20 protein-coding genes are annotated in these 25,198 nt (G+C 48.5%); 8 read left to right on the forward strand and 12 right to left on the reverse strand.

What is annotated here, in order from left to right:
* The 3 genes from EKO24_RS23585 to EKO24_RS08645 all read right to left on the reverse strand — a co-directional run.
* On the reverse strand, positions 1–430 hold a 430-nt coding region (locus tag EKO24_RS23585), incomplete at its 3' end, for a hypothetical protein (RefSeq protein ID WP_421743910.1).
* Between the two features lie 714 nt (positions 431–1,144).
* Positions 1,145–2,518, reverse strand: coding sequence for an HlyD family type I secretion periplasmic adaptor subunit (locus tag EKO24_RS08640; RefSeq protein WP_127030106.1), 1,374 nt, complete (start codon positions 2,516–2,518; stop codon positions 1,145–1,147).
* On the reverse strand, positions 2,491–4,632 hold the full coding sequence (locus EKO24_RS08645; protein WP_127030107.1) for a peptidase domain-containing ABC transporter: 2,142 nt from the start codon (positions 4,630–4,632) through the stop codon (positions 2,491–2,493). The genes EKO24_RS08640 and EKO24_RS08645 overlap by 28 nt, the downstream gene beginning before the upstream one ends.
* A 793-nt stretch (positions 4,633–5,425) precedes the next feature.
* Here EKO24_RS08645 and EKO24_RS08650 point away from each other — a divergent pair.
* A complete protein-coding gene (locus tag EKO24_RS08650; RefSeq protein ID WP_241674441.1) occupies positions 5,426–6,652 on the forward strand; it encodes an EAL domain-containing protein in 1,227 nt (408 codons plus the stop codon).
* A gap of 77 nt (positions 6,653–6,729) precedes the next feature.
* Here EKO24_RS08650 and EKO24_RS08655 read toward each other — a convergent pair whose 3' ends face one another.
* Complete coding sequence (locus EKO24_RS08655) at positions 6,730–7,647, reverse strand: GAF domain-containing protein (protein WP_127030108.1); 918 nt, start codon at positions 7,645–7,647, stop codon at positions 6,730–6,732.
* A 335-nt stretch (positions 7,648–7,982) separates the two neighbouring features.
* Between EKO24_RS08655 and EKO24_RS08660 the strand changes: the two genes are divergently transcribed.
* From EKO24_RS08660 to EKO24_RS08690, 7 genes are all read left to right on the forward strand, one after another.
* Positions 7,983–10,214 carry a methyl-accepting chemotaxis protein gene (locus EKO24_RS08660; protein ID WP_127030109.1) on the forward strand — a complete coding sequence of 744 codons (2,232 nt, stop codon included), beginning with the start codon at positions 7,983–7,985 and terminating at the stop codon, positions 10,212–10,214.
* 39 nt (positions 10,215–10,253) lie between these two features.
* Positions 10,254–10,652 carry a DUF2721 domain-containing protein gene (locus tag EKO24_RS08665; protein WP_127030110.1) on the forward strand — a complete coding sequence of 133 codons (399 nt, stop codon included), beginning with the start codon at positions 10,254–10,256 and terminating at the stop codon, positions 10,650–10,652.
* Between the two features lie 301 nt (positions 10,653–10,953).
* Positions 10,954–12,348 (forward strand): CmpA/NrtA family ABC transporter substrate-binding protein, encoded by a 1,395-nt coding sequence (locus EKO24_RS08670; RefSeq protein WP_127030111.1) that lies wholly within the window; start codon positions 10,954–10,956, stop codon positions 12,346–12,348.
* Positions 12,349–12,588: 240 nt separating this feature from the next.
* Positions 12,589–13,605 carry an ABC transporter permease gene (locus tag EKO24_RS08675; protein ID WP_127030112.1) on the forward strand — a complete coding sequence of 339 codons (1,017 nt, stop codon included), beginning with the start codon at positions 12,589–12,591 and terminating at the stop codon, positions 13,603–13,605.
* Between the two features lie 163 nt (positions 13,606–13,768).
* Positions 13,769–15,460: an ABC transporter ATP-binding protein gene (locus EKO24_RS08680; RefSeq protein ID WP_162853347.1), complete on the forward strand. Its 1,692-nt coding sequence runs from the start codon at positions 13,769–13,771 to the stop codon at positions 15,458–15,460.
* A gap of 123 nt (positions 15,461–15,583) precedes the next feature.
* Complete coding sequence (locus EKO24_RS08685) at positions 15,584–16,882, forward strand: alginate export family protein (RefSeq protein WP_127030114.1); 1,299 nt, start codon at positions 15,584–15,586, stop codon at positions 16,880–16,882.
* A gap of 396 nt (positions 16,883–17,278) precedes the next feature.
* Positions 17,279–17,563 carry a hypothetical protein gene (locus tag EKO24_RS08690; protein ID WP_206667238.1) on the forward strand — a complete coding sequence of 95 codons (285 nt, stop codon included), beginning with the start codon at positions 17,279–17,281 and terminating at the stop codon, positions 17,561–17,563.
* Between the two features lie 86 nt (positions 17,564–17,649).
* Here EKO24_RS08690 and EKO24_RS08695 read toward each other — a convergent pair whose 3' ends face one another.
* From EKO24_RS08695 to EKO24_RS08730, 8 genes are all read right to left on the reverse strand, one after another.
* On the reverse strand, positions 17,650–18,132 hold the full coding sequence (locus tag EKO24_RS08695) for a cupin domain-containing protein (RefSeq protein WP_127030115.1): 483 nt from the start codon (positions 18,130–18,132) through the stop codon (positions 17,650–17,652).
* Between the two features lie 136 nt (positions 18,133–18,268).
* The gene (locus EKO24_RS08700) at positions 18,269–18,721 is read right to left on the reverse strand and encodes a tellurite resistance TerB family protein (protein ID WP_127030116.1); all 453 of its coding nucleotides are present in this window, start codon (positions 18,719–18,721) and stop codon (positions 18,269–18,271) included.
* An 89-nt stretch (positions 18,722–18,810) separates the two neighbouring features.
* Complete coding sequence (locus EKO24_RS08705) at positions 18,811–19,980, reverse strand: TerD family protein (protein ID WP_127030117.1); 1,170 nt, start codon at positions 19,978–19,980, stop codon at positions 18,811–18,813.
* A 55-nt stretch (positions 19,981–20,035) separates the two neighbouring features.
* Positions 20,036–21,007 carry an HpcH/HpaI aldolase/citrate lyase family protein gene (locus tag EKO24_RS08710; RefSeq protein ID WP_162853345.1) on the reverse strand — a complete coding sequence of 324 codons (972 nt, stop codon included), beginning with the start codon at positions 21,005–21,007 and terminating at the stop codon, positions 20,036–20,038.
* Between the two features lie 29 nt (positions 21,008–21,036).
* Positions 21,037–22,242 (reverse strand): cysteine protease StiP domain-containing protein, encoded by a 1,206-nt coding sequence (locus tag EKO24_RS08715; protein WP_127030119.1) that lies wholly within the window; start codon positions 22,240–22,242, stop codon positions 21,037–21,039.
* Between the two features lie 229 nt (positions 22,243–22,471).
* Positions 22,472–23,227, reverse strand: a complete 756-nt coding sequence (locus EKO24_RS08720) for an HAD family hydrolase (RefSeq protein ID WP_127030120.1) — start codon at positions 23,225–23,227, stop codon at positions 22,472–22,474.
* Positions 23,199–24,377, reverse strand: coding sequence for a phosphoribosyltransferase domain-containing protein (locus EKO24_RS08725; protein WP_127030121.1), 1,179 nt, complete (start codon positions 24,375–24,377; stop codon positions 23,199–23,201). The genes EKO24_RS08720 and EKO24_RS08725 overlap by 29 nt, the downstream gene beginning before the upstream one ends.
* Positions 24,374–25,198 carry an AIM24 family protein gene (locus EKO24_RS08730; RefSeq protein WP_127030122.1) on the reverse strand — a complete coding sequence of 275 codons (825 nt, stop codon included), beginning with the start codon at positions 25,196–25,198 and terminating at the stop codon, positions 24,374–24,376. Before EKO24_RS08730 ends, EKO24_RS08725 begins: the two co-directional genes overlap by 4 nt.

The following is a 25,198-nucleotide window of genomic DNA, read 5'->3' on the forward strand; positions in this document are numbered from 1 at the left end:
AAGCCGCAATAGCTGCGGTGGACAGGGCTGCTGCTTGTTTCGTGGCCAACGCCACAACCTGCGAAGTGGTCAATGCCGCCACCTGTGACGTCCCCAAGACCGCGATAGCTGAGGTACTGATCGCCGCCACCTGCGAAGTGCCTAGAGCCGCGACATTGGAAGTCCCCAACGCCGCGATTTGGCCGCTCTTCAACGCCGCCACGTCGGAGGTCTCCAGGGCAATGGCTTGCGAAGTGCCTAAAACCGCGATATCGGAAGTAGTTAAGGCCTTCACTTGCGAAGTGGTCAATGCCAAAATCTGAGAAGTAGTTAATGCAATTGTTTGGGAGGTACCTAGGGCATCTATATCAGAGGTGGCAAGGGATACAATTTGTGATGTAGTCAGCGCAATAATTTGCGACGTACTCATTGATGATATTATTGATGCCATTGTTATTCTCCTTAAACCACTCTAATAAAAATTTATGTTATTGCATTGTTCATAAACTGTCTGTCTCTTTGAAAAAACGAGACACTGCCTTTAAATTTTAAGCGCATATAAAATAGTTGTTAAATATCAACTCTATACAATCGATATGCGCGAAAACATTCTGGCTGTTGCGTTATTCTCTTAATTGCAATAATGACTGTAAATCGAATCCGAAACTAACTGAATTTCTACCATTCATTAATTAGTCTCAGAATTAATAAACTATTAAGCTGACGTAGTTGGCGGCCATGCCTTCTTAAACTTTAATTAATTTTTCAATTTTTTATTGACCTCAGCTATTCGAACAACAACTAGTCCAAATACTACCGCATAAAAGGCTTAATCTTTTTATACAGTCCCTAAACACCTTGCATTATTGCGAACTAACTCACACTTTTACTCTAAAGATACTTTCAACTAACCCTCTCACATCCGGGGACAACGATAACTACTGCAAAACGTATCGGAAACAGACAAAAACCAAAACAAATAGAGCAAGGCACATGCCGTTAACAGAATATACTTTTTACTCAAATACTTAGATATTTGACTGTGTTTTTTAATTTGATTAGATCTGAAAACCGACACTGAAATACGGCAGAGAACTGCCATAAAAATGACATAAACTGACTTCCATCAATAATAACCTTTAGAATGAAGTAGTCGTTATTATTCCTATGGCTCCTGCATGGCCTCATCTAATGCTTTGGTTAACGGCCATAATAGATAAGAAATCACAGAACGTTTTCCAACCACAATTTCCACAGTTAAAGTCATTCCGGGTAACAATCGGGCTCGCTCAGGCATCTTTCTCAAATGCGAATTGCCTAAACTTATTCTACCCTTATAGAATGCATCCATACTTTGCCCTGCCTCTTCTTCCTTTCGAAAAGCATCTTCACTCATCGTACGCACTTCTCCATCAAGCATTCCGTGTTTTTGAAAAGGGAAAGCATCCAATTTAATACGAGATTTATCCCCTAGTTTTACATAACCCACGTCCATTGAGTCGATTTGCACTTCAGCCTCCAGCTCTGTACCCAGCGGAACTAATGTAAAGAATACGCCCCCTCCCTGAACAATCGATCCCAATGATAATTTTGCAATGTCCAGCACCACTGCATCGGAAGGTGAGGTTAATGTGACTAACTTACGACGTTTATCTGCTTTTTGTAGTTGCTCACTCACTGTATTTCGATCACGAGAGGTCGACAACATCTCCTCCATCATTTTTTGACGCCAGCCTTTCTTGAAAGCTGTTTTCTCTGCTTCCATACTTGCCAGTTCACGTTTGATTTCCTGTTCATGATTTTTTGCAAGCTGTAAATTGCGCTCAACTTCTTGACGTTTTTCCTGCGCTTCTAGCAAGCGCACTCGCGCGCCAAAATTTTTAGCAACCAGCTTTTCCTGCATGCTTTCAATTTCTTGTAACGGCTTTAGATGCTCAGTCAACATCTGTTGATCGTGACGATTAGTTATCAACGTAGCCTGCAAACGGGCGATATTTTCATCCATTTTAGCAAGCTGGGCCCGGTAGTTGGCTTGTCGCTCAACAGACAATTCAGCCTGTAGCTGGCTATCCGCATCGGCACTCATGTTGCTTAATGCATTATTGCCGGAAAGCTCGGCCTCAAGACTTTTTGATTGCGTTTCCAAACTGTTCAACTGCTTTCTCAACTGAACCTCATCGGCTTGCGCGAAAGTCGGGTCCAACGTCGCCAGCTTCTCTCCTTTTTTTACAACTTGGCCGATTCGTACATCGATACTCTGAATAATCGAAGTTTCTAAAGGCTGAACCAGTATATTCGGCAATGGGGTGATCAATCGGCCATGCGCCACAACAACCCGGTCAAGGTCGGAGTAACTGGCCCATATCACAAAAGAAATCAAGGCTGCCAGCAAAACATGCAGGGTGGTCCTCGCCGAACGCGGCAGAGGACTGCGCTCGATCTCATCCGCATCGGGCAGAAATTCAATAACGGTTTCGCTTTTGCCCGGCTTTGGCTTTGTTGGCGCCAAGCCTACAAATGACTGGTTTGTTGGTTCCATAAGTGTTGATAAGTTGAGCTGCGTGCTAATAATTCTTCGTGACGGCCGCTGTCAACCAACCGCCCATGCTGCATCACCAGAATGGTATGGGCATTGACCAACGTAGATAAACGGTGAGAAATCATAATAACTGTGCGTCCGACCGCAATACGCGAGAGATTTTTAATAAAAATAGCTTCGCTTTCCGGATCGAGTGCGCTCGCGGCTTCATCAAGTATCAAAATACGCGGCTTAGATAACAAGGAGCGGGCAATGGATAGTCGTTGCTTTTGTCCTCCGCTGAGATTGGCCGCATCTTCTTCGAGCAAAGTATCATAGCCTTGCGGCAATCGTTCAATGAATTCATCGGCACCTGCCGCCTGAGCCGAGGCAACAATTTCTTCAAAAGTGGCGTCAGGTTTAGCCATTGAAATATTCTCACGAACAGTTCCTCGAAACAGAAAATTCTCCTGTAACACGACCCCAATCTGACGGCGCAAATGTGCGAGCTCAATCTCGCGCGCATCGATTCCATCGAATCGAATGATACCTTCCTGTATGCTGTAAAGTCCTTGAATTAATTTTGTCAGTGTCGTTTTACCGGAACCGCTACGTCCAACAACGCCCACTATCGCACCGGCAGGAACCTTGAACGTGGCGCGGTCCAGCGCTGTTGCGCTTGCACCGGGATAACGGAACGTTACATCCTGAAATGTAATTTCCCCTAAAAGCTGCGACCGTAAACCTCCGGCACCTACACGCCCTTCAGGCTGGCGATTCATAACTTCGCCTAACATACGAACAGACAAGGCGGTCTGTTCAAATTCATTAATCAAACCGACAATAGCAATTAACGGCGAAGACACTCGCGATGAAATCATCTGGAACGCGATCAAAGCCCCCACCGACAAAGTTTGATCAAATACATCCTGAGCACCTAGGACAATAATCGTCACAGGCAACATCTTGCCTAAAAAATCGGTAACAGTTCCTCCGATAATCCCAAGCTTCCCAACCCGAAAATGCATGGTAATAGCCTCAGCCGAAATTTGATCCCAAATCCGTCGCTGAATCGGCTCGATTGCCAGCGCTTTTACCGTTCGCATGCCATGAACTGTTTCTACCAACATAGACTGACGCCTACCTTCGGCTGAATAAAGAGCATTAAGCCGTCTTCGGTAGGTCGGCAAAAGCGCGGCAATAATGCCGGCTATACATAGCGTAAACGCCAAAACAATAATTGCCAGCTTGTTTGAATAAGTGAACAGAATCGGCAGAAAAATGAATAATCCAATCGTATCAAGTCCTGTAATGAATAGCCTTCCGGTCAGAAAATGCCGAATGCTTTCCAATTGCTGCATATGGCGAGTAATCACGCCGGCGGTTGTCGTTTCAAAATAATCGATGGGCAAAGAAAGTAGATGCCCAAAAGTGCGGCGAGTAAGCCGCATATCTATCTTGTTAGTCGCTGAAAGCGTCAGCAGCTGGCGCAGATAGGCAAAAATCGCATCAAACGCCAGCGCAATGGTAATACCGACGCCCAACACCCAAAGCGTGGAAGTACTCTCGTGGACCAGAACTTTATCAATCACCAGCTGAAAAAAGATCGGCGATGCCAACGCCAGGAACTGCATGGCTATGGCCGCAATTGCAATATCTCTAAAGGCCGTCTTTTGCTTCAATATTTCCGGAATAAACCAACGCAAGCCAAAAGGTTGCTTAGGGTCAGTCAGTGAATGACTGCGCTTAAGAAATACAACATCGCCGTCCCAGTGCCGGCACAGTTGATCTTTATCCTGCAAAGCCACTGTTGCGCCACTGATTTGCGGATCAAGAACGCCAACTTTGCCATTGCCTTCAGCCTTCACCCCAACAACAATTACGCTATGTCCATTGCGTAACCTAACCAATACAGGAAAAACGCCTCCCTGAGCTAACAACCCTTCCCATGTCAGTTTATGGACCTTCGCTTTCAAACCGATTTCCGAAGCAATACGCAATAATAAAGCAGGTGCGGGCTCTTCTTCCCCCAATGCATATTCCTGTATTATCCATTCCGGATTGATTTGCAAGCCGTGATGTTGAGCAATCGCAGTAAGGCACTGTATGGTGGTATGAGGATATTTATCGGGCATTTATTAGCTGGAAAATAAGACTGGAAGGGCGATCACGATATGGGAAAAATATTCTAATGGATAAGTATCTTTCAGTTGCGCTGACTTTATTTCGCACTGCCACGGCAAAGCAGCGGCTTTGAATCTGTCCGCCCACGGTACCTAACGGAGAGTTAATGCAAAATCATAAGCTGTCAGGCTTAAACAAACAGCGTCTAAAATTCCCGTAACACGCTGATATTGATATAATAATTAATGTTACATTCCTACTGGAATACCCCCAAAGTCGCAAACGAATATATCATATTTTTATACAGTTCCTTAGAAAAGTTTGCCAGTAACGTGATGTTATATATTCACCCAAACATATCGGCAATCCTGAATCTAATGCACCTATTCGCCAGAACGGGCTTCTTTAAACTGAAGTTTCTAACTTCGTTTTTTGCCTGCGTAACATCAATTATTTAGCAGGATGAGCACTTATTTTAAACATCTCCCGAATTCCGAAAATGATAGCTGCCATTTATCATTCGCATAGATTTTTGCCAGTCAAGTGAGCCCCGTTTTAATCATTATCAACATTTTGGAACGTCTAATCACCCCATTAAAACACCTCAATTGGTGCATGTTCTTACAAAAACGCACCAATTCGGCGCACCACAATTTAACAAGTAAAATCTTCATGCCCCAGAGAGAACATGCTACATCTACTTAAATCGGAGACAAAACCTTACGCTTTTACCGCCATTTAATATTGGCACATCGCTTGCTTTCTTTACTTAAATATAAAGACTTTCGCGCCGGAGCGCCAAAAATGCAAGTTATGCAAGTTCAGTGGCAGAATGCCTTAAAAATAAATTATCTCGACATGACTCAAGAAAAAAAATTATTCCCTTATTTTCAACCGATTATCGGCGCTGCCAGCGGTACTATCATTGGCTATGAAGCGTTAGCCCGGCAATATGATACAAATGGCCGGGTCAGGTCGGCCGGCGAATTATTTTCTTCTTCGAATTTTTCAGCAGAACAGCTGATAGCATGGGACCGCCAAGTCCGGCGTCAAGCGCTGGAGAGATTCAGCCAATCGAACTACAACGGTTATTTAACGATTAATATTTCCGCCGCATGGATTGATCATCTTGCTGACTTTAAGGCACTGCCGACATTACTTATGCTGAACGAATTTAATGTCGATAGAAGCCGCGTCATTATCGAAATAACCGAATCGAAAGGCGATCTGGACAAACTCGTCGCCATTGCCGACCTGTACCGCCAACACGGTTTGAAAATAGCCATTGATGATTTTGGCGCCGGCTTTTCCCAACTGGAAAGAGTCATGGCCATACAACCCGACATTATCAAACTGGATATGCGGCTCTTTCAGAATGCAGCCAAAGGCGGTATAGCCAGCGATGTTGTGCATTTGATATCGCGTCTGGCGAAACGCACCGGTTGCCGCATTGTTTGCGAAGGCGTGGAAACCGTTGAGGATTTCCATTTCGGTTTGAGCTGCGGCGCTCAATATATGCAAGGCTATCTGTTTTCGCCTGCCACAGCGGAATTTAAAGATCCGCTGCATTATCAAAAACAGATCAGTTCGCTAAGAAAAACCTTCCTTAAAAAAACATTAGCCAAGGAAGAACACAAGATACAGTTTATCGCCAATATTAAAGGCTTGATCGAGCCCCTGAAAAAAGCGCTGGAAAACGGCGTCAACCTCAACGAATTATCAAGACATCCGTTTGAAAACAGCGGCATTTTGCGCTTCTATTTATGCAATAACGAAGGCGACCAAATCTCATCGAATTACAACTTTAGCGAAGGCCGATGGCTCGAGGATTCCGCTCAGATCGGCTTTAACTGGGCATGGCGGCCTTATATTTATCAACTACTGGCCCTTGAGTCGACGGAAGACAGTTACCGCCTGGTAACCTCCGAACGCTATCGCGATTTCAATAGCGATACGCTTTGCAAAACCCTGTCGCTTAGGCTGGACGAGGAACGCATTTTATTAATCGACATTGCCGCGGAATGGCTATAACTTTAGACCCTGAGATCCGGCACTAACCGGACAACAAATTTGAACCGCTTTTATACACCCGTTTGAGGAAAAATTGCTTAAAACAGGAAAGCAACCACAGCTTTCAACTTCCCGTTGTCGATGACGGGAATTGCCAACATCGAACTCAAACAGCCATCCACGACAGCCGCTTCGGAATTAGTTCTAATCGCAGGAACGCCGGTTAACCATACCCTACCTAAGATACCCTCGCCCTTGCGCACCGGGATAGTCTCAAAAATTTCAGCCAGCTCATCATTTTGTTTACTGTACCCCGCCTGGCACACCAGCCGTTGACCGCTTTCATCCGGCCCCCATATTTGTATGCGCCTGGCAATCGGCGTCGCTTTAGCCGATAAAAATGTCATGATATAAATCTTATCGCCAACAACTGACGCCGGAATACCTAAGGCTGTCGTTATTCCGGCTTTTCTGGCATCCGCGCTCCTGATAAAAGCGGATGCGTGCCCCAGATCCTCTATCAGTACAGGCATACCTGTCTCCCATACTTGCCCTGGCAGACCATAGCCCCTGACAAAATGCATTCTTCTGGATATTTCTTCAAACGCAGTCAACGTGCCGTAATACCCATCATTAATTGCCAGCTCAGTATTTTTCTTCAAGCTGTTGCTCCACACCTCTATCGCACCGGCATGGTGCTTATCATCGCCACACAGGAAAACAACCACAGCCATTATAAATTCACCGGAAAAAACAGGAATCGCAATACCGCAGGTTAAACCCGCTTTTTTGGCCGATTTCGTCCGCTTGAAATAAGAATTATCGAATTCCGTTAATACGACAGGATGGCCGGAGGCCCATGCCTTTCCAGGCAAGCCTTCATCAAACGCAAAGGATTCTTTTTCGCTGGCAACCCTAAATTCATTCAAAGGCCCATACAAGCCCGAGCTAAACTCCAAGCGAGTACGATCTTTCGTGGGAACCCATATCTCCGTTACCTTGATGAATGTTTTCATATCTTTCGACGGACTTACTTTCTAAAAATTAGTCATAGTTATTAAAATCAAGCAGGTTCTATGCCATCGTTATCGCTTCACTTAATTCACAAAAAATTATTGATTCCCAACAAGAACCCGTTAATCATGGCACAATGCTTGCTTTAACGTTACCGTAGCCTCAAAATGGCGGAGCATTAAGCTAAAGGTTGAATGGCGAATCTTATCGGTAAAAGCGTCTATCAAACTAAGCACATTAGCCTCACTCCGTTTGGCAACGCTTTTTCTGCCCTATGTTAATGACTAAACTACCGGCTCACGAATAACTTAATACATACAAAATTTAGGTGTACATCATGCTGAACATCTTGAAAAACTCTGCACAATTAACTATCAAAATGCGTTTTAGGATTATTGTAAGCACGTTGGTTATCGGTTTTTCGCTATTTGGTTTCGCCACGTTCACGGCCATGAATACACTCAATGTTAACGGTCCGGTTTATCAGCGCATCGTTCAAGGCAAGGATATTATTGCCGACGTACTGCCTCCGCCCGAATACATTATCGAATCATATTTGTTAACGTTGCAATTAACCCAAACCGCCGATCCCGTAGAAATCGACACGCTGGTAACGCGTTTTCAGGCCCTAAAAACGGAATACGGGTCCCGTCATAGCTACTGGTTAGGCCAAGCGTTGGAACAGGAACTCGATACGCCTTTGCTTAAAGACTCTTACCAGGCCGCCCAGGATTTTTATAACGAAGCAGACCGGCATTTTCTGCCTGCGATCCAATCAGGAGATCGCAACGCTTCACTGGCCAGCCTGCAAAAAATGCGTCAGGCTTATGAACAACACCGTCTCGCAATCGATAAAGTGGTGCAGACCGTAACAGTTCGCAATACAAGCGATGAAACGCAAGCTCAACAAACAATCCGATGGTACAGCATCGTACTGATCGGTATTTTTACTTTCAGCATCGCAGCGGCAGTCACGTTGACCGCCATCGTCAGCCGCGGCATTATCCGGTCCGTCAAAACCGCGCAGCAAGTGGCCGGGGCTATTGCCGAAGGCAATCTGAATTCCAACATTGATACGACTCAAAAAGATGAGATCGGGGATCTCTTGCGTTCGATGCAAAGCATGCAGGACGCTCTTAATTTTTTCGTTGCAAGCCTGAACGACATGGCTCGAAAACACGCACAGGGTTGGGTCAAAGAGCAGCTTAATAGTTCTTCATTCCCCGGCGTTTATAGCACGATAGCTGCTGAAATTAATGACTTAATCCAATCGCGTATTCGGATTAACAGAAAGTTGATCGATATCGTCGCCCGCTATTCAAAAGGTGATTTTTCGGTCGATATGGACGTTTTGCCGGGGGAAACCGTCGTCATTACCGAGATTATGCAGGAATCGAAAAAAACCTTCCTCGCAGTAAACAACGAAATCAAAATGCTTGCAGAAGCAGGCGCTCAAGGTGATTTTTCAAAACGTACTCATCCGGATAAATTCGAATTTATGTTCAAAGGAATCCTGAGCAATCTCAATCACTTGATGGAAACCTGTGACGCCGGCTTTAATGAGGTATTGCATGTTGCCGGAGCCCTTGCTCAAGGCGACTTAACCCAGACCATCGACAAAAGCTACCCCGGCACTTTCGGCGAAGTTATTGCCGGCATGAATAACATTGTAGAAAACCTCAAAGGCTTGATAGGCAACATTAAAGAAGCTAGCGATACGATCAGCACAGCGTCTAAAGAAATTGCAGCAGGTAACAATAACCTGTCTCACCGTACTGAAGAACAAGCCGCCAGCCTCGAAGAAACCGCCGCCAGCATGGAGGAACTGACCTCCGCCGTACAGCATAATGCCGCCAATGCCCAACAAGCCAACCGGCTCGCCGTTGATGCCTCCGACATTGCCGGCAAAGGCGTGAAGGCGGTCACCCAAGTAGTCGAGACAATGAATGAGATCAACGAGTCTTCACATAAAATCGGCGACATTATCTCGGTGATTGACGACATCGCGTTCCAAACCAATATTCTTGCGCTCAACGCCGCAGTAGAAGCCGCCCGAGCCGGCGAACAAGGCCGGGGCTTTGCCGTCGTGGCCGTCGAAGTGCGTAATCTTGCGCAACGCGCCGCGACGGCTGCCGGAGAAATCAAGGAATTGATCAATAATTCGGTGGAAAAAGTCTCAGGGGGCAGTAAGCTGGTTACCCAAGCCGGACTGACCATGGAAGAAATTGTCAGCTCAATCCGCGGCGTCACCGATATGATGTCCGAAATCACCTCGGCATCTTCCGAACAAAGCTCCGGCATCGCACAAGTCAGCCAGGCTATCGCGCAAATGGACGATGTCACCCAACAAAACGCCGCGTTGGTAGAGCAAGCCGCCGCGGCTGCGGAATTACTGGAAGATCAAGCAAAGAACCTGGTAGTCGCGGTAAGCAGCTTTAAAGTCGAGGCCGGCTCAAGAAGCAGTCATCGATATTTGCCAACCGCAAAAAAAGAAAACGCACTGCCGGCACCCTCCAGCAGAAAGTTACAGCTACAACTTGCTGATCATGACGAATGGGATGAGTTTTAATTCGTCCTGTCTAACAAACCTTATCGATCATAAATAATCATGGATATTACCATCACCACCCCTGCCCTGTTATTTCCAGCCATTTCGGTTTTGTTTCTGGCTTATTCGAACCGTTTCCTGGCAATTGCCAACCGGATCAGGGAACAGCATAACCTGTTCAATAAAACCCAAAGTCCGGTTGCCAAAAAGCAGATCGACAGCTTAAGACTGCGCATCCGTTTTATTGTCGCGATGCAAATATTCGGCGTCGTCGGAATTATCTGTTGCACACTGGCCATGGGCCTGATTTTTTATGGGCAACAATACTACGGCAACATGACTTTCGGCTTCAGCATGGCTTTTATTGTTTTATCGTTGCTGGCATCGATAAGCGAGCTGTTGCTATCAACCAAAGCGCTGAATATCGAATTGGAAGACATGGAAGCGCATAGCCGCTAAGGTTCTTCATTGTTGGTGCGGATACGTAGCAAAATGCACAAGATTGATGCATTACTAACAACGCTACAGCACCCAACACCCACCACAACCATTGATATTCATTAGCTTAAGCCCGTAATCCAGTCCTTGGCACAACGATTGCTTTAATCAATACAGGAGCTCCAACGACGGGGCACTAAAAAAACATCGGTTCAACGGCGAACCCAAACAGACAAAGGCGTCTACCGGACAGAATACATCCTGTATTCCGTTAGGTGACGCTTTTTTTTTGCTGATTTTTTTGAAACCTGCTGAGGTTAACATGAAACAAACCGGACGATTTACTATCAAAAAGCTCGCTACCGCACTGATTGCCGCAGCAACAGTATCAATTGCAAGCAGCGCGGCTTATGCAGCTGAAAAACTGGAAAAAGACAGTTTAAAATTCGGCTTTATCAAGCTGACCGATATGGCGCCCCTGGCGGTTGCGTTGGAAAAAGGCTATTTCGAAGATGAAGGCCTTTCCGTACAACTGGAAGCGCAAGCCAACTGGAAAGTTTTATTGGACCGCGTCGTCAGCGGCGAACTGGACGGCGCGCATATGCTGGCAACCCTGCCCTTTGGCACTGCGATCGGCTACGGCACCAAAGCCGATATTGTCAGTGCATTCACTTTAACCTTAAACGGCGACTCGATAACCGTCTCTAACGACGTCTGGAATCAGATGAAACCGCAAATTCCGATGAAAGACGGCAAACCGGTGCACCCGATCAAAGCGGATACGCTGAAACCGGTACTTGAGAAATACAAAAGCGCGGGCAAACCGTTCAACATGGCGATGACCTTTCCGGTCGGTACGCACAATATGAAATTGCGTTATTGGCTGGCCGCCGGCGGCATCAAGCCCGGATTCTATGCGCCGCCCGAAGATACGTCCGGCCAAATCGACGCCGAAGCGATGCTGTCCGTAACACCGCCGCCGCAAATGCCGGCCACGATGGATTCCGGCACGATTGTCGGCTACTGCGTAGGCGAACCGTGGAACCAGCAAGCGGTGTTCAAAGGCATCGGCGTACCGGTCATCAGCGATTACGAATTGATGAAAAACAGCGCGGAAAAGATCTTCGGCGTGAACAAAGAATGGGCCGATAAAAACCCCAACACCCACAAAGCCGTCGTTAAAGCATTAATCCGCGCCTCAATGTGGCTGGATGCGGAAAACAACAAGAACCGCAATGAAGGCGTGGAAATGCTGTCGCAAAAACAATACGTCGGCGCCGATTACGAGGTGCTTGCAAACAGCATGAACGGCACGTTCGAGTACGAAAAAGGCGATAAACGTCCATTACCCGATTTCAACGTATTTTTCCGCCATAACGGTTCTTATCCTTATTACAGCGATGCGGTCTGGAGCCTGACGCAAATGCGCCGCTGGGGCCAAATCAACGAATACAAACCCGATAGCTGGTACCTGGAAACCGCTAAAAAAGTGTATCGCCCCGACGTTTACATGGCCGCGGCCAAGGCGCTGGTTGCCGAAGGTAAAGCCAAAGCCTCCGATTTTCCTGCCGACAACGAAACCGGCATCAAACCGCCTAGTTCGGACTTCATTGACGGCATTACGTTTGACGCCACCAAGCCAAACGATTACCTGGCTAAGTTTCCTATCGGCCTGAAGGGCAAGCAAAAAGTGGTTGGCGGCAAAGTGGTTGAGTAGTTGCATAGCATCGTTCCCACGCTCCGGCGTACCCTCTGGAGCATAAATGGGAATGCAATAGAGACGCTTTAGCGTCGCAAAACGGGAAGTTAGAGCTTCCAACACTGGGTTCCCAAGCTAGAGCATAGGAACCCCAGCCCGACAAAAGTGTAAGCGCCGACCTAAACAATGGACGTTACTTTAGTGCAAGGACGCGCTTTTTTACCTTTAACCTTTCACCCGCTTTTAGAGGTATCAACCATGCATAACCGACTGATAAAATTTTTAACCATAACCGGCTTTACCTGGTTTGTTCCTCTGGTAAAAATTGCCGCCGGAGACAATCCTTCGCAGCAAATTCGCCAACTCTGGCTGGTGATGGGCGTGCCGATATTCGCGTTTATGATCTTTCTGGGACTGTGGAGCTTTTCCGCGTCCAAGGTCAACACCAGTCTCGGCGCGATTCCCGGCCCTGTCGCGGTATGGAATGAAGCCGCCGGATTACTGGACGACCATTTCGCCGAACGGACCAAAGAAGCCGAATATTACAAACGCCAACAAGCCCGCAACGAGCAAAAACGCGCGGAAGACCCCGGCGCTGAAATCAAAATCCGTCCTTACAACGGCCAAGCCACTTATCTGGACAAAATTTTCACCAGCCTTTGCACAGTGTTTGCAGGCTTTGTAATTGCAACCTTAGTCGCCGTGCCGCTTGGCCTGTTCTGCGGCATGAGCCCGCTCTTCAACACCGCGCTCAATCCGCTGGTGCAAATCTTCAAGCCGGTATCGCCGCTAGCCTGGCTGCCTATCGTCACGCTGGTGGTCAGCGCCGTGTATGTCGGCGGCCCTGACTCCTGGTTTGAAAAATCTTTCCTGACTTCCGCGATTACCGTCACGCTATGCTCGCTGTGGCCGACGCTGATCAATACCGCTGTCGGCGTATCTTCGATAGACAACGACCTGATCAATGTCGGCAAAGTATTGCGTCTCGGCTGGAGCACGCAAATCAAGAAAATCATCCTGCCGTCAGCATTACCTTACATTTTCACCGGCATGCGCCTGTCTTTAGGCGTGGGCTGGATGGTATTAATCGCCGCGGAAATGCTGGCGCAAAATCCGGGGCTGGGCAAGTTCGTCTGGGATGAATTCCAGAACGGCAGTTCCAACTCCTTGGGCCGAATCATGGTCGCGGTCTTTACTATCGGACTGATCGGCTTTGCGTTGGACCGCATCATGCAGTCCTTACAGAACCTATTCTCTTTCGGTAGAGCGCTTTAATTTAACGTTAATTTATCCACGAAAAGCCCTAATGCATCGTTCGTTGAATATTTTCGTGGACAACTGCTTTTTCCATGCCTAACCAGGAGCCGAGATGCCAGTCGTAAACCTCAACATTGTGAACCCTTCGGCAAGCTCAGGAAAGCTCAAACGCCCTCTGAGCATGCCGCCTGCGCCATCGAATGACGCCCAACTGCCTTTACTGGAATTAAAGGCCGTGTGCAAAAGCTATGGCGCGACATCCATACTGAACAACATCAACCTGAGCATTAAAGAAGGCGAATTTATTGCGATTGTCGGCTTTTCCGGCAGCGGCAAAACCACGCTGATTTCAGCGATTGCAGGGCTGATCCAAGTCGATAGCGGCGAAGTATTGAAACAAGGGCAAGCGATTACCGAACCGGGACCGGACCGCGGCGTCGTGTTCCAGAACTATTCGCTGATGCCGTGGCTGACCGTATTTGAAAACGTCGCTCTGGCTGTCGATGAAATATTCAAAGACTGGCCTGCCGAACAACGCCGGGCGCATACCGAGAAATACGTCAAAATGGTTAACCTCGGCGCGGCAATGAATAAAAAGCCGGCCGAACTTTCCGGCGGCATGCGCCAGCGGGTCAATGTCGCCAGAGCGTTGGCGGCCAGCCCCGATATTTTGCTGCTCGACGAACCGCTCAGCGCGCTGGACGCGTTGACGCGCGGCAACTTGCAGGACGAGATTCTGCAAATCTGGTCGCAAGAAAAGAAAACCGTGATCCTGATTACCAACGATGTCGATGAAGCGATCTACATGGCCGACCGGGTCATCCCGCTGAATCCCGGCCCGGATGCGACATTCGGCCCCGATTTTCATGTCAATATAGACCGTCCCAGAGACCGGACCGCATTAAACCATAACCCTGAATTTAAAAAACTGCGCGCCGAAATCACCCGTTATTTAATGGACATCGGCATCGAAAAAAACCTGGGTTCGGCCATCGATAAAATAGTCCTGCCCAATGTTAAACCCAACACCAGCACCGATTGGAATCGCAATTTGCCGGCCTTCGCCGCGTCTGACGATATAGACCGCCCCCGCTACCTGGAATTTTCGCAGCTATCCAAAATCTACCCGACGCCCGACGGCAACAGCACGGTCAAAGTCGTCGACGGCTTCGACCTGAAAATGAAAAAAGGCGAATTCATCTCGATCATCGGCCATTCCGGCTGCGGCAAATCAACCGTATTATCGATGACCGCAGGTTTAAACAGCGTATCCGAAGGCGTTATTATCCTGGATAACAAGGAAATCGACGGCGCCGGCCCCGACCGCGGCGTAGTGTTTCAAGCACCGAGCCTGTTTCCGTGGCTGACCGCGTTTGAAAACGTGATGCTGGGCGTTGATAAAGTCTATCCGCACGCCGGTAAATCGGAACGCAACGATATAGCCGAATATTACCTGACCCGCGTCGGTCTGGGCGATTCGTTGTTTAAAAAAGCCGGCGATATGTCCAACGGCATGCGCCAACGCGTCGGCATTGCCCGCGCCTTTGCGTTGTCGCCGAAACTGCTGCTGTTGGACGAGCCGTTCGGCATGCTGGACTCCCTGACTCGCTGGGAATTGCAGGAAGTGTTGATGGAAGTTTGGGAAAGAACCCATGTGACGGCCATAGTAGTGACTCACGATGTCGATGAGGCCATCCTGCTGGCGGACCGAGTAGTGATGATGACCAACGGCCCGCACGCCAAAATCGGCAAAATCGAAACCATTGATTTACCCAGACCCCGCAGCCGTAAAGCCCTGCTGGAGCACCCCGATTACTACAGATACCGGGAAAGTATCTTGAGTTTTCTTAGCGAATGCGACCATACGCATTAGCAAGTTATTACGCTGATTCCCATGCTCCTGCTTGGGAATCAGCTAAACTTCTTGTCTGTAGTGACTTCGTGGTAAATCAACCGTTACACCGAGTTGTTATTTTAAATTAGTAAAGGAGGCTTTATGCCGCAGCAACAAAGAACCATCCCTTTATCTGCATCACTATTGGCCTTATCGGTAGTGAGCGGCTCAGCCTTGGCCGGTATTACCCAAGATGTTGAAGATGCGCTTAATTTCTATCATTACGGTAAAAACGGCGCGATCAAGTTCGACCTTAATTATCGCTACGAGAACGTGGATCAAGATAAAGGCGCCCTGTTCAGGGGACAATATCCGCATACCGCCAACGCCAATACCGCCCGCTTGCGGATAGGTTTGCTGTCGCCGACTTTTCACGGCATTCAAGGCTATGCCGAATACGAAGGCAACCTTGCGATGCAGGATGATTACAACAGCACGCGTAACGGCAATGCCGGCTACTCGACCGTTGCCGACCCGGAAAAAAGCGAACTCAACCAGTTATGGCTCAGCTATTCCGGCATCCCCGACACAGTCATTAAAGGCGGGCGCCAACGTATCAAACTGGATGACGACCGTTTTATCGGCAACGTCGGCTGGCGGCAGATGGAAACCACTTACGACTCGGTGCTGATCACCCACAACAACCAGCAAATTTTCGGCCTGACCATTAACGCCGGCTTTATCGGCAACGTACAAACCTTTACCTCCACGAACGAACATATCGATGCTCCTATCCTGAACGTCAATTACAAAGTCGGCGATTACGGCAACCTAGTGGGTTACGGCTACTGGCTGGATTACACCGAACGGGAAAATTACGAGAAATCGAGCCAGACTTACGGCTTGCGCATGACCAATTATCAAAAGCCCGGAGACACTTACAAATTAACGGATAATTACGGCGTGGTTTATACCGCCGAATGGAGCCATCAGGAAGATTACGGCCACGGTCCGACCAAATACGCCGTTGACCGTCTTAACATGATGGGAGGATTCACCGCCTATAACCTGACCTTCCAGGGCGCGATAGAGCAGCTTGACGGTATGGGCACCAATAAAACGTTCGATACGCCGCTGGGCACCAACCATGCCTTCCAGGGCTGGGCGGACCTATTCCTGGTAACGCCCAGAAACGGTATTCGCGACGTATTCGCCACCGCGATTTCCACCCTTGATCGCGGCGAAGTGATATTGACCGGCACTTATCATAATTTTACCGACGATACCGGAAATATTAAGTACGGCGATGAGTGGGATTTTTCAGCGCTTAAGAAATTCGGCAAACATTATTCGGTGTTAGCGAAATACGCTTATTACAGCGCCGATAACTACAATGCGGCCGATACCTTTGTGAATACCGATACGCAAAAGATCTGGGTTCAAGGAAATATCAGCTTTTAAACAAACGGATTCAATGGGCGCATGTCAATGCGCCTTCTGAACCGGCATCTTACAATCATCCATCGCGCCGGCGGCAACAAAGACCGACTGCACTACTTCGTCCGAATCGCGAAAACCGGCCAGCGGGCCGCTGGCACCGGAGCATGGAGAACAAGCCGCTGTTGCGCTAATCGATAAAAATTATTTACTCTCGATATTCCCGCTAAGATTTCAAATTTGCCCCCGGTTCCACTTTCGGCTGCTAAAATAGCTGACAACTACAAGCCATTGCCCTGCCTTAATTTGCAAGTTTTATTGTTCTCCCCCTTTATGAAAAAATATAAAATATTCATGTTTAGAGAATAAATTGTTGGGAATCGCTGAATTTGAACAACCTTGAATTTGGAGAAACTGAAATTGAGAACTCGAATTAATCATAAGAGAGTTGCCGACAGGATAGAAACCGTGTCGATGGGATTAGGCATTACTTCCGGCCTTGTCGCAGCTGGGGCGACATTGGCGGCGCCAACCGGATTAAGCGCGATAGGTGTCGCTTTGGGAATAACGAGCGCGCCCTTGATTGTGACCGCAGCGCCAATTATCGGCGCAGCCGCAACTGCCACTGGCGTTATCTCGGGAGGAGCCTACTTCTATTCAAAATGGAAATCGAGGAAGGCTAAAGAAAATTTGGAAAACCAATAACAGTTGTAGGGTACGCACCGCGTACCATTTTCAAATTCTTCCAATGAATTAAACCTAAAAAGGTACGCGGTGCCTAACTTACCAGGCTATTTCTTCTTGCGTGGATCATCGCTAGGATTCGTATAAGTAATGCCCCATGGCCCCGTGGCGATTAGTTCGATGATTGTTTCCTCATCTGTTGTCCAGACATAATGGGTGTGACTTGCGGGTAGCACAAAACCGGAACCTGCTTTAAGCATCTCGCCCTTCTTCGTGTCGAATGTTTCACCCATACCATTTCCTAATTTGCCGCGTAGGACTGTAATGACCTCTGTAAATGGGTGTATGTGTGGAGGAACCGGATAATTGGGCGGAAATTTCAGCCAAGCGATAAAAACTCCTGCTTTGTTTGGGTCACCCACTAAGACTACACTTTGGGCCCCCTTAGGAAGTATCGGTTCATCGCTCCATTTAACCGTATCCGGCGTAAACGATTCCATAATACCGGCATGCATGCGGTCAATTTTATCCTGGGCTAATGCAGAACCTGCGAAAGAAGCAATAATTACGGCTATCAAAAAAACTCTCATATGGTCTCTCTTTTTCTATGCAACTTAGTGCATATAGTTTAGCTGAATCACCGCCTTACACGCACAACGCCGATAATAATCAATTGAAATTGTGGAGGATTGCCTAACGGCAAATCCTCCTTACAGCTCTAATGCTTTATAACTCAAATTCCGCAGGATCAATCCCCAATTCCTTGGCTATCCTGTTTGCGACCTTTTTCTCGGAAATATCGAAATTTCCATCCGAAGAAGCAATACCGATAATCATACGCACCAACAAGCGCCCGGCTTGATTATTTGATTTCATCTTACCTAAGGCTTCATAAGCTTTGGCTTCGCCGATGTCCTTATCGAACTCAAGCTGGCCGACAAAATCCTGGAAAGCTTTGATCACGTCGCTGGTCGTAAAAATCGACAGCGCATCGTTGCTTTCGATAAATTTAATCATTTTTTGTTTTTCTTCCGAACTGATACTGCCGTCGGCCATTGCAACCAACGCGGAACCGGCCATCGCCGCATTCAGAAAATCCTTGTTCTTGAACTTTAACGCCTCTGTTTTCAACTCGTTGGCTTTGCTTTTTAACTGGCTTAGAAAATTTTCGAAACTCATTGTGTTCTCCTGGTATTAATGTTGTTAGGTAATTGTTATACCCAAAGGGCATAAGTTTCGTTTGAGCAGGCAAGCTGCTCAACTCAGCTTTATTTGCTGCCTGGAGCATAGTTTAAGCCCCAACCGAAAGCGCGATCCATTTGTTGATGGCCGGCAAAATAATCGATCAGCTTGGTGATCTGAAGCTTGCCGTTGATGTTTTCGAGCATCGCCAACGCGCATAGAAACTGGTCGTCGCGGTAACTGTCGAGACGGATTTCTATATCCGGCTGGTCTTTGCTTTTAATCGTGACGACCGCGTCGACATGCGACCAGTTCGGCACGCCTTCGTAAATAAAGGTAAAAATCAGGATACGGCGGAACTCGTGCAGATACTTGCCGTTGATGCGTAATGTTTCGCCGCCGACCGAACGGCCGCTGCGGTCGTCCTGGTCCAGTTCGATAAACGGGAACTGGTGCAAGTTGCCGAAATGACCGCCCAAGGCTTGTACGCCGCCGATTTCGCCTTGCTCGAATTCCCAAAGACAGGCCAAATCCAGGTCGATGCCTTCGGGCGCATGGTGACGAGAACCGACCGATTTAACCGGTGTCGCATTCCAGTTCAGGTTGACCACTATTTCGCCGGGATCGGTAGTTTTTTCCAGCGAAATCGATTGGCCTTTTTTGTCCAACGTGATCTTGCTCAAGTTCAATTTTCCCAGCGGCGCCGGTGCCGCAGATTCGCCTTCGCCGACGTCGACGCCGTAAAACTCGGCTAAAGGCTGTAGCCCGCCGATAAAACCCTGCCCGACAGCGCGAAACTTCCACTTATCCTGATGCCGGTAAAACTCGCCGACAATCAATGCCGATTCCTTGTTTTGCTGGGTTTCGAGATAAAAACAGGCGATTTCGATGCCGCTTAAAAAATCCTTGATCAAAACGCTGACGTTTTTAAGTTGGCTGAAGCTTTGCCCTTTTGCCTGACCGTCGGTAATGGTCATTGCCAGCGCAATTTTCTGGATGTCGCCGCCGGTGCGGTCAAGATGCAGCGTAAACCGGCCCTGGTCCGGTTCAAGCAAAACGCCCTGCTCGGTTCGGGCCGGCTGGTTAAAAAAGATGAAATCCTCGTCCGTCGATACTTTGCCCTGGCTGTTAAGCAAAAAAGCGCTGACGTCGACAGTCATGCCCGACGCCCCTTGCCCGTGATTGACCAAAACATGAAGCGACGTCGTCGGTAATGGGCAATTCTGCCCGGCAACCAAATCAATACGATTACTCATTCACCCCCCTTTTTCTTATTTTTATTTAACGAAGCCATAGCATAGGCTTCGTACTTCAGCCCATCCTGTCCGAGACTTGCGTAATATCGGTCAAACAGGACGATTCGGCATATTCCGGCAAGGCCTGTGTGCGCCTGTCGCCGTAGTGTTGCCGCCTGTCGATAATAGCCCGGCCCCACTGTTTATGCGTTTCTACTTCGCACATCGCGTCATGCATCCTGAACACCGCCGGAGACGAACTTTGATTCAACGCCACCGCCATTTCATAGTCTTCGCTATCGACGCCGTACATCGCTTCAATAATCGGCACTTGCGTAGGATGAATGGCGGTTTTACCGATCAAGCCATGCGCCAAATCCTGGCGAATCTCTTTTTGCAGAGTGGCGGCATCCTCCAAGTATTCGAATACCGGCGCCGACAGCGAGAAACCGTAGGGTTTAAATGTCGTAATCAACTGCGCTATCACATGCCCCAGCGGCGTTTCATACAAGGTCATATTTCTTGGCCGCCTGATGCCTAACAGGTTCATCAAATCGTTGCCGCCAATCCGCAGCATTAATATCCGCGTAAAAATGTCATCCTGCAATAAGCCCTGGCGCAATTCGCGCATCGCACCGGCGTCAAAAACGTCCCTGGTTTCCAAGGTCGGCATGACTTTAAACGCAGTTCCCTGCAATTGATCGAAATAAGCATTGAAGTTGCTTTCGTTAAATTTCGGCAGCACAAAACCGTCGATTTTTTCAATGCCCGGCAGCGCCAGCAAACGCGCCAGCACGCCGGGATTTCTGGCACGAATAAAGCGGAACCGGCCCGGCGTGTCTCTAAATCCCTGCAAACAAAGCCCTAAATGGCGCAGACTGCTGTGTACATCGGCATCGGAAACGGCGTCTTCGGTACAAAAAATCATTGAACGCACGGCTGCCAGTTTTTCGCCGTTGGCGCAATCCATCAGGTCGAGCCGATGCGCGGGCATATACAGTGACGCGCCTAAACACCAAGGCGAAAAAGATTTTGGCGATTTACTCATAATTGCATCTCTCGGTAATTGCTCCTGCATTACTCTGCCTCGGCAACTGCTCCATGCGTTGCTCTCGATCGCTGTTCCAGACGCGATTCTACCTCCCCCATCCGTGGGGTCGTACCTTCTGCATCCTTGCAGTCGTCCTGCATCCCTGCAAGTCGTTTAATTAACGCCACTGCGCGGTACGGCAAGTCGGTGTGAATATCTATCGGAATGGACCGGGATTCGGCCAGCCAGCGTAAATGACGCGTAGCCTCGCAGTCAAAATCCTGTAACAACAATACCTGAGCTTCGCGGCGCAATAGAACCCGCGTCGCTTCGCCGATACCGGGCTTAATGTAGTTGTGTTTTTTAACGCCGTAACGCGCGGTAATCCATGCCAATAATTTTTCTGAAATACGTTGTAATTGTAGACGGTCATGCTCAACCGTTCCAAAACCTTGCGGGTATTTTAGCCACGCCTGTTCAACGCCGGCCAGCAAGGTATCAATGAAATAACGGGATAGATCGTGTTGCTCAAACTGCCGGTAATAAACGCAACCGTGAAAATCGGCCGGCGCGGCCGTTTGCGGATCGTAAACCGAACGGCTGACCAATCCCGATACGGTCGCATTCAGGATGCACGACGGGATCAGATAATCCTCCGAGCCAGCGGCAACAGCCGCGCTGCCCGATAAATCGGCCAGTACATATAATTCAGGCGAAATGCTGACGCCGTCGGTATCGGCAAAGGCCTGCAAGCTGACGGCCAACTGCCGTGCAATAACGCCCTTCCCTGTCCAGCCATCGACAAAAACCAACGATTCGGGCGCATGGCTTTGCAGAATATGGCGTAAAGCATTCTGATCGATGCCGACATCGCGCAGTATCGAAATGGAGTAATGGCTAGCCTCGGTATCGAAATAACGTTTCAGCACATGTTTCAGCAGCACGCCGACCGGTGTTCCGGCCCGAGCCAGTGAAACCAGCGTAATGCCGTGCGGCCGGGTCTCTACTATGCGCTTGGCCAACACCAGTAAATGCTCGGCCATGCGTTGCCCATTCAAAGCCATTGCTTGATGAAACAACTGCAAATAACTTTCGGATGGCAACGACTCATGCGTCAGCATCTCCGAATAATGTTTCTTGCCGGATTGAATCAGCGCTTCCTTGATATGGATCGGCGTATCCTGCATCGCGATCGGCTTTAGCAGGAACTGTACGTCGTCTAAGTTATAACTGCCGGTGAAAGGAATGGTCATTTAGTAGTTATTCGGCAATAAATGGAACACGGATGACACGGATTGGACTGATGAACACTGATAAATATCCGTTTTTTTTTCATAAAAATATTAGAGATAAAGTTTTCTCGTTCCCACGCCCTGCGCCACTGCTATTAAATTAAGCAAAAAGCTCCCTCTCCTGCATGCTGGTTCCCAAGCAGGAGCTTGGAAACCAGCGTAATCCGTCTGAATCAGTCCAATCCGTGTTCTATTGCGTATCGGCAAAAGCCAGCGTTTGAAACAACTGCGTATTTTTAGGAATCAATGCATAATCGCACAACGCCATGAACGGCGCATCGGTCTTGCTGTCTCCTGCGCCAAAGGTCAGCAATTCGGGATGCTGTTTTCTGTAGCCTTCCAGCAAATAACTGACCGCGCTTTCTTTGTTGATTGTTCTCGGCAATACCGCCAGATTGTTACCGTTCAAATGCCAATACAGGCTGCCGTCAGCAACATGCGGATGTGGCTTTACGACTTCATCCAACAACGTTTTTAATACCGCTTCGGTACCGTCGCTATGCTTGATCACGCCATACCAGGTTATGCCGAAATCGTCGACCAGCCGAGGCTTAAAACCGGCATGGCGTTTTGCATACAACTCAATTTCGGCCCAAACCTCCAACAACTTTTGATGGTACTCGGGCAAAGTTTGCATGATGCGATCCAACCAGACTTTATCGACCGCGCGCTGTTTATCCATGATAACTGCGCCATGATTCAACACCACCTCTTCCCGGAACGGCAGGTTGACGCGCTCAAACGCATGCACATCGCGCGCCGTTACCGGCACAATCTTAAAACCCTTGGAAAACCAGTCCCACAACCATTGCTGCTTTTTGGTGGCGAATGAATTAGCCGTACCGTCGGGCAGGAAAGCCCGCACTTGCAAATCCGCACCCGGCGCGCATTTCCTCAACGTCTGGAACAGCGTATCGTCAAGGTCTAAAAAAATGTAGCTTTGCATGAGGTTTACCGGGTTGCAATTCAAATCTTGCGCTAATCGCTTGCCATGCGTGCAGCCTATCGTTTAACGACGCGCACAGCGGCGTTTCATGGCACAGGATAATGTCGCTGTAATCGTCCGTATCCAGGTTATAAATAAAGTTCGGAATGCCGTCGTAATAATTGTCTTTAAATTCGCACACGCGGCCAATATCGTTGCCTTGATGAATCGGCGAGCGCGTTGTGCTTTGCACTTTGACTTTAAAGCCTTGGCGTTCCAGTTCCCGCCCCAACAGATAAGCCGGAGCGTTGCATTCGCCTGTGCCCAAAACCAGCAGCGGGCGCTGATCGCGCTTTAATCCGCTGTTACATAACTGCTCGACCACATCGTTTTCCAAGCCGATCGGCGCATCTAAACCCAGGCGTCCCGGCCAAGCCAGCAGCGCTTTTTTACAGGCGCCGTTACCGGAAACGTTGACGGTAATGGTGTCGATGGCGGCGTTTTGCTTATCCTCAAAATGTAACAGTCCCTGCCGAAAACACACCCATTCGACCGCGACACCGGCTTGATTTTCCAAAGCCGCGCGGTCATCCGGATGGGCAAAATTGACCAAGCTGACAATAAACACTTTGCGCAGATTAGGGTTAACCCGTTGGTAGGCTTTAATCAGGCGCAGAAAAGTCTTGCCGGTACTGATTTCATCGTCGATTAACACCAGCGTTTCGGCCGTTAAAAACAGCTCCCGGTGTTTTAATTGTTCAGGATAATACAGAAAAAAGTCAGTAGCGTGACTATGCGCTTCTTCAAACTCAAGCCGTTCGATGCGGTCCAGATGATAGCGTGTCGTTTGGATGAATAAAGCTTGTTCAGCACCTTCGCGGCAAGCCGCTTCAAACACACCGTAGCCCAGGCCGGTTGCGGTTTCCGCCATGCCGATCCAGACCGAACCGGCCCCTACCCCGCGTTTTAACGCCATTCGCGCCAAAGCCCGGTACGACCAGCTCATCAGCTTCGGCGATACCGGATAATGCTTGCCCAATATCTTGCTGACCAACAAAAACTTGCGCTTGCTGCTGACCCTGGCCGCAAAACCCAGTAAGCGCTTAAGCGGGATATGTCCGGGCTCCAGCTTAAGCTGCAAAGTTCCGGTATCTAGCTCTATCGTTATCAAGTTCTTGTCCCCATGCTGCCTTCGGGGTGACTCAAATTGGCAATGCTGTCGGCCATTTTCATCTTGTTGTATACGCCCTGGGTTGGCGCAATCCAGACCATGCCGGGGCCGGTAAACGTTTGCAATAAGCCTTCGCCGCTGGTGACCGATTGAAACAGCGACTTGCCGGATTTTTCCGCCTGGAAGCTGACGCCGGCTGTTCTTACCAACGCAAAATTGCCGTCGACGGACAATTTTTCCCCGGCCGCCAACTCGTACATCAGCAGTTCCGAAACCGGAACCGGCGAGTTTAAAACCACAATTCCCGAACCTTTGACCTGGGTCTGGAAAAATCCCTCGCCGCCAAACAATGCGCTGGAGACATTTTTCTGCATAAGCGCGCTGACTTCTAACGTTGCAGTGGCGCAATGAAACGCGCCTTTATCGAAAACCAACGCGTCATTATCGATATTGAACAACAAATAATGTCCGAAGCTGGGTTCCAAATAAATCTCGCCGGTTCCTTTAATCCGTGACTGGAACAAGGTTTCGCCGGTCATGAATTTGCGCATCAAGCCTTTGGCAATACCTCCCTGAGTCGTCGATTCGAGTTGCAGGCTGCCTTTCATAAAATACAAAGCACCCGGTTCGATCAGCAGCTCGCTTCGGTCCAATTTCACCCGGATCATTTTTAAGTGAATCTCGGCCTGGTTGGCAAAAAACACTTTTTCCGCAACATCCAAGTCATCGGAACCTTTTAGCGCTTTATATTGAACGACCTCCAATACCGCGCCGGGAATGGCTTCGCTTTCGACAACTTCAAACGGATCGATGTTACTCAT

The sequence above is a fragment of the Candidatus Methylobacter oryzae genome (genome assembly GCF_003994235.2).
Classification (GTDB): Bacteria; Pseudomonadota; Gammaproteobacteria; order Methylococcales; family Methylomonadaceae; genus Methylobacter_A; species Methylobacter_A oryzae.

Bases quoted from the DNA above. Each gene is read 5' to 3' on its own strand.
- EKO24_RS08655 (WP_127030108.1), bottom strand. From the start codon at position 7,647: ATGAAAACATTCATCAAGGTAACGGAGATATGGGTTCCCACGAAAGAT.
- EKO24_RS08730 (WP_127030122.1), bottom strand. From the start codon at position 25,198: ATGAGTAACATCGATCCGTTTGAAGTTGTCGAAAGCGAAGCCATTCCC.
- EKO24_RS08640 (WP_127030106.1), bottom strand. From the start codon at position 2,518: ATGGAACCAACAAACCAGTCATTTGTAGGCTTGGCGCCAACAAAGCCA.
- EKO24_RS08650 (WP_241674441.1), top strand. From the start codon at position 5,426: ATGCAAGTTATGCAAGTTCAGTGGCAGAATGCCTTAAAAATAAATTAT.
- EKO24_RS08670 (WP_127030111.1), top strand. From the start codon at position 10,954: ATGAAACAAACCGGACGATTTACTATCAAAAAGCTCGCTACCGCACTG.
- EKO24_RS08705 (WP_127030117.1), bottom strand. From the start codon at position 19,980: ATGAGTAATCGTATTGATTTGGTTGCCGGGCAGAATTGCCCATTACCG.
- EKO24_RS08685 (WP_127030114.1), top strand. From the start codon at position 15,584: ATGCCGCAGCAACAAAGAACCATCCCTTTATCTGCATCACTATTGGCC.
- EKO24_RS08715 (WP_127030119.1), bottom strand. From the start codon at position 22,242: ATGACCATTCCTTTCACCGGCAGTTATAACTTAGACGACGTACAGTTC.
- EKO24_RS08660 (WP_127030109.1), top strand. From the start codon at position 7,983: ATGCTGAACATCTTGAAAAACTCTGCACAATTAACTATCAAAATGCGT.
- EKO24_RS08695 (WP_127030115.1), bottom strand. From the start codon at position 18,132: ATGAGAGTTTTTTTGATAGCCGTAATTATTGCTTCTTTCGCAGGTTCT.
- EKO24_RS08710 (WP_162853345.1), bottom strand. From the start codon at position 21,007: ATGAGTAAATCGCCAAAATCTTTTTCGCCTTGGTGTTTAGGCGCGTCA.
- EKO24_RS08720 (WP_127030120.1), bottom strand. From the start codon at position 23,227: ATGCAAAGCTACATTTTTTTAGACCTTGACGATACGCTGTTCCAGACG.
- EKO24_RS08645 (WP_127030107.1), bottom strand. From the start codon at position 4,632: ATGCCCGATAAATATCCTCATACCACCATACAGTGCCTTACTGCGATT.
- EKO24_RS08680 (WP_162853347.1), top strand. From the start codon at position 13,769: ATGCCGCCTGCGCCATCGAATGACGCCCAACTGCCTTTACTGGAATTA.
- EKO24_RS08675 (WP_127030112.1), top strand. From the start codon at position 12,589: ATGCATAACCGACTGATAAAATTTTTAACCATAACCGGCTTTACCTGG.
- EKO24_RS08665 (WP_127030110.1), top strand. From the start codon at position 10,254: ATGGATATTACCATCACCACCCCTGCCCTGTTATTTCCAGCCATTTCG.
- EKO24_RS08700 (WP_127030116.1), bottom strand. From the start codon at position 18,721: ATGAGTTTCGAAAATTTTCTAAGCCAGTTAAAAAGCAAAGCCAACGAG.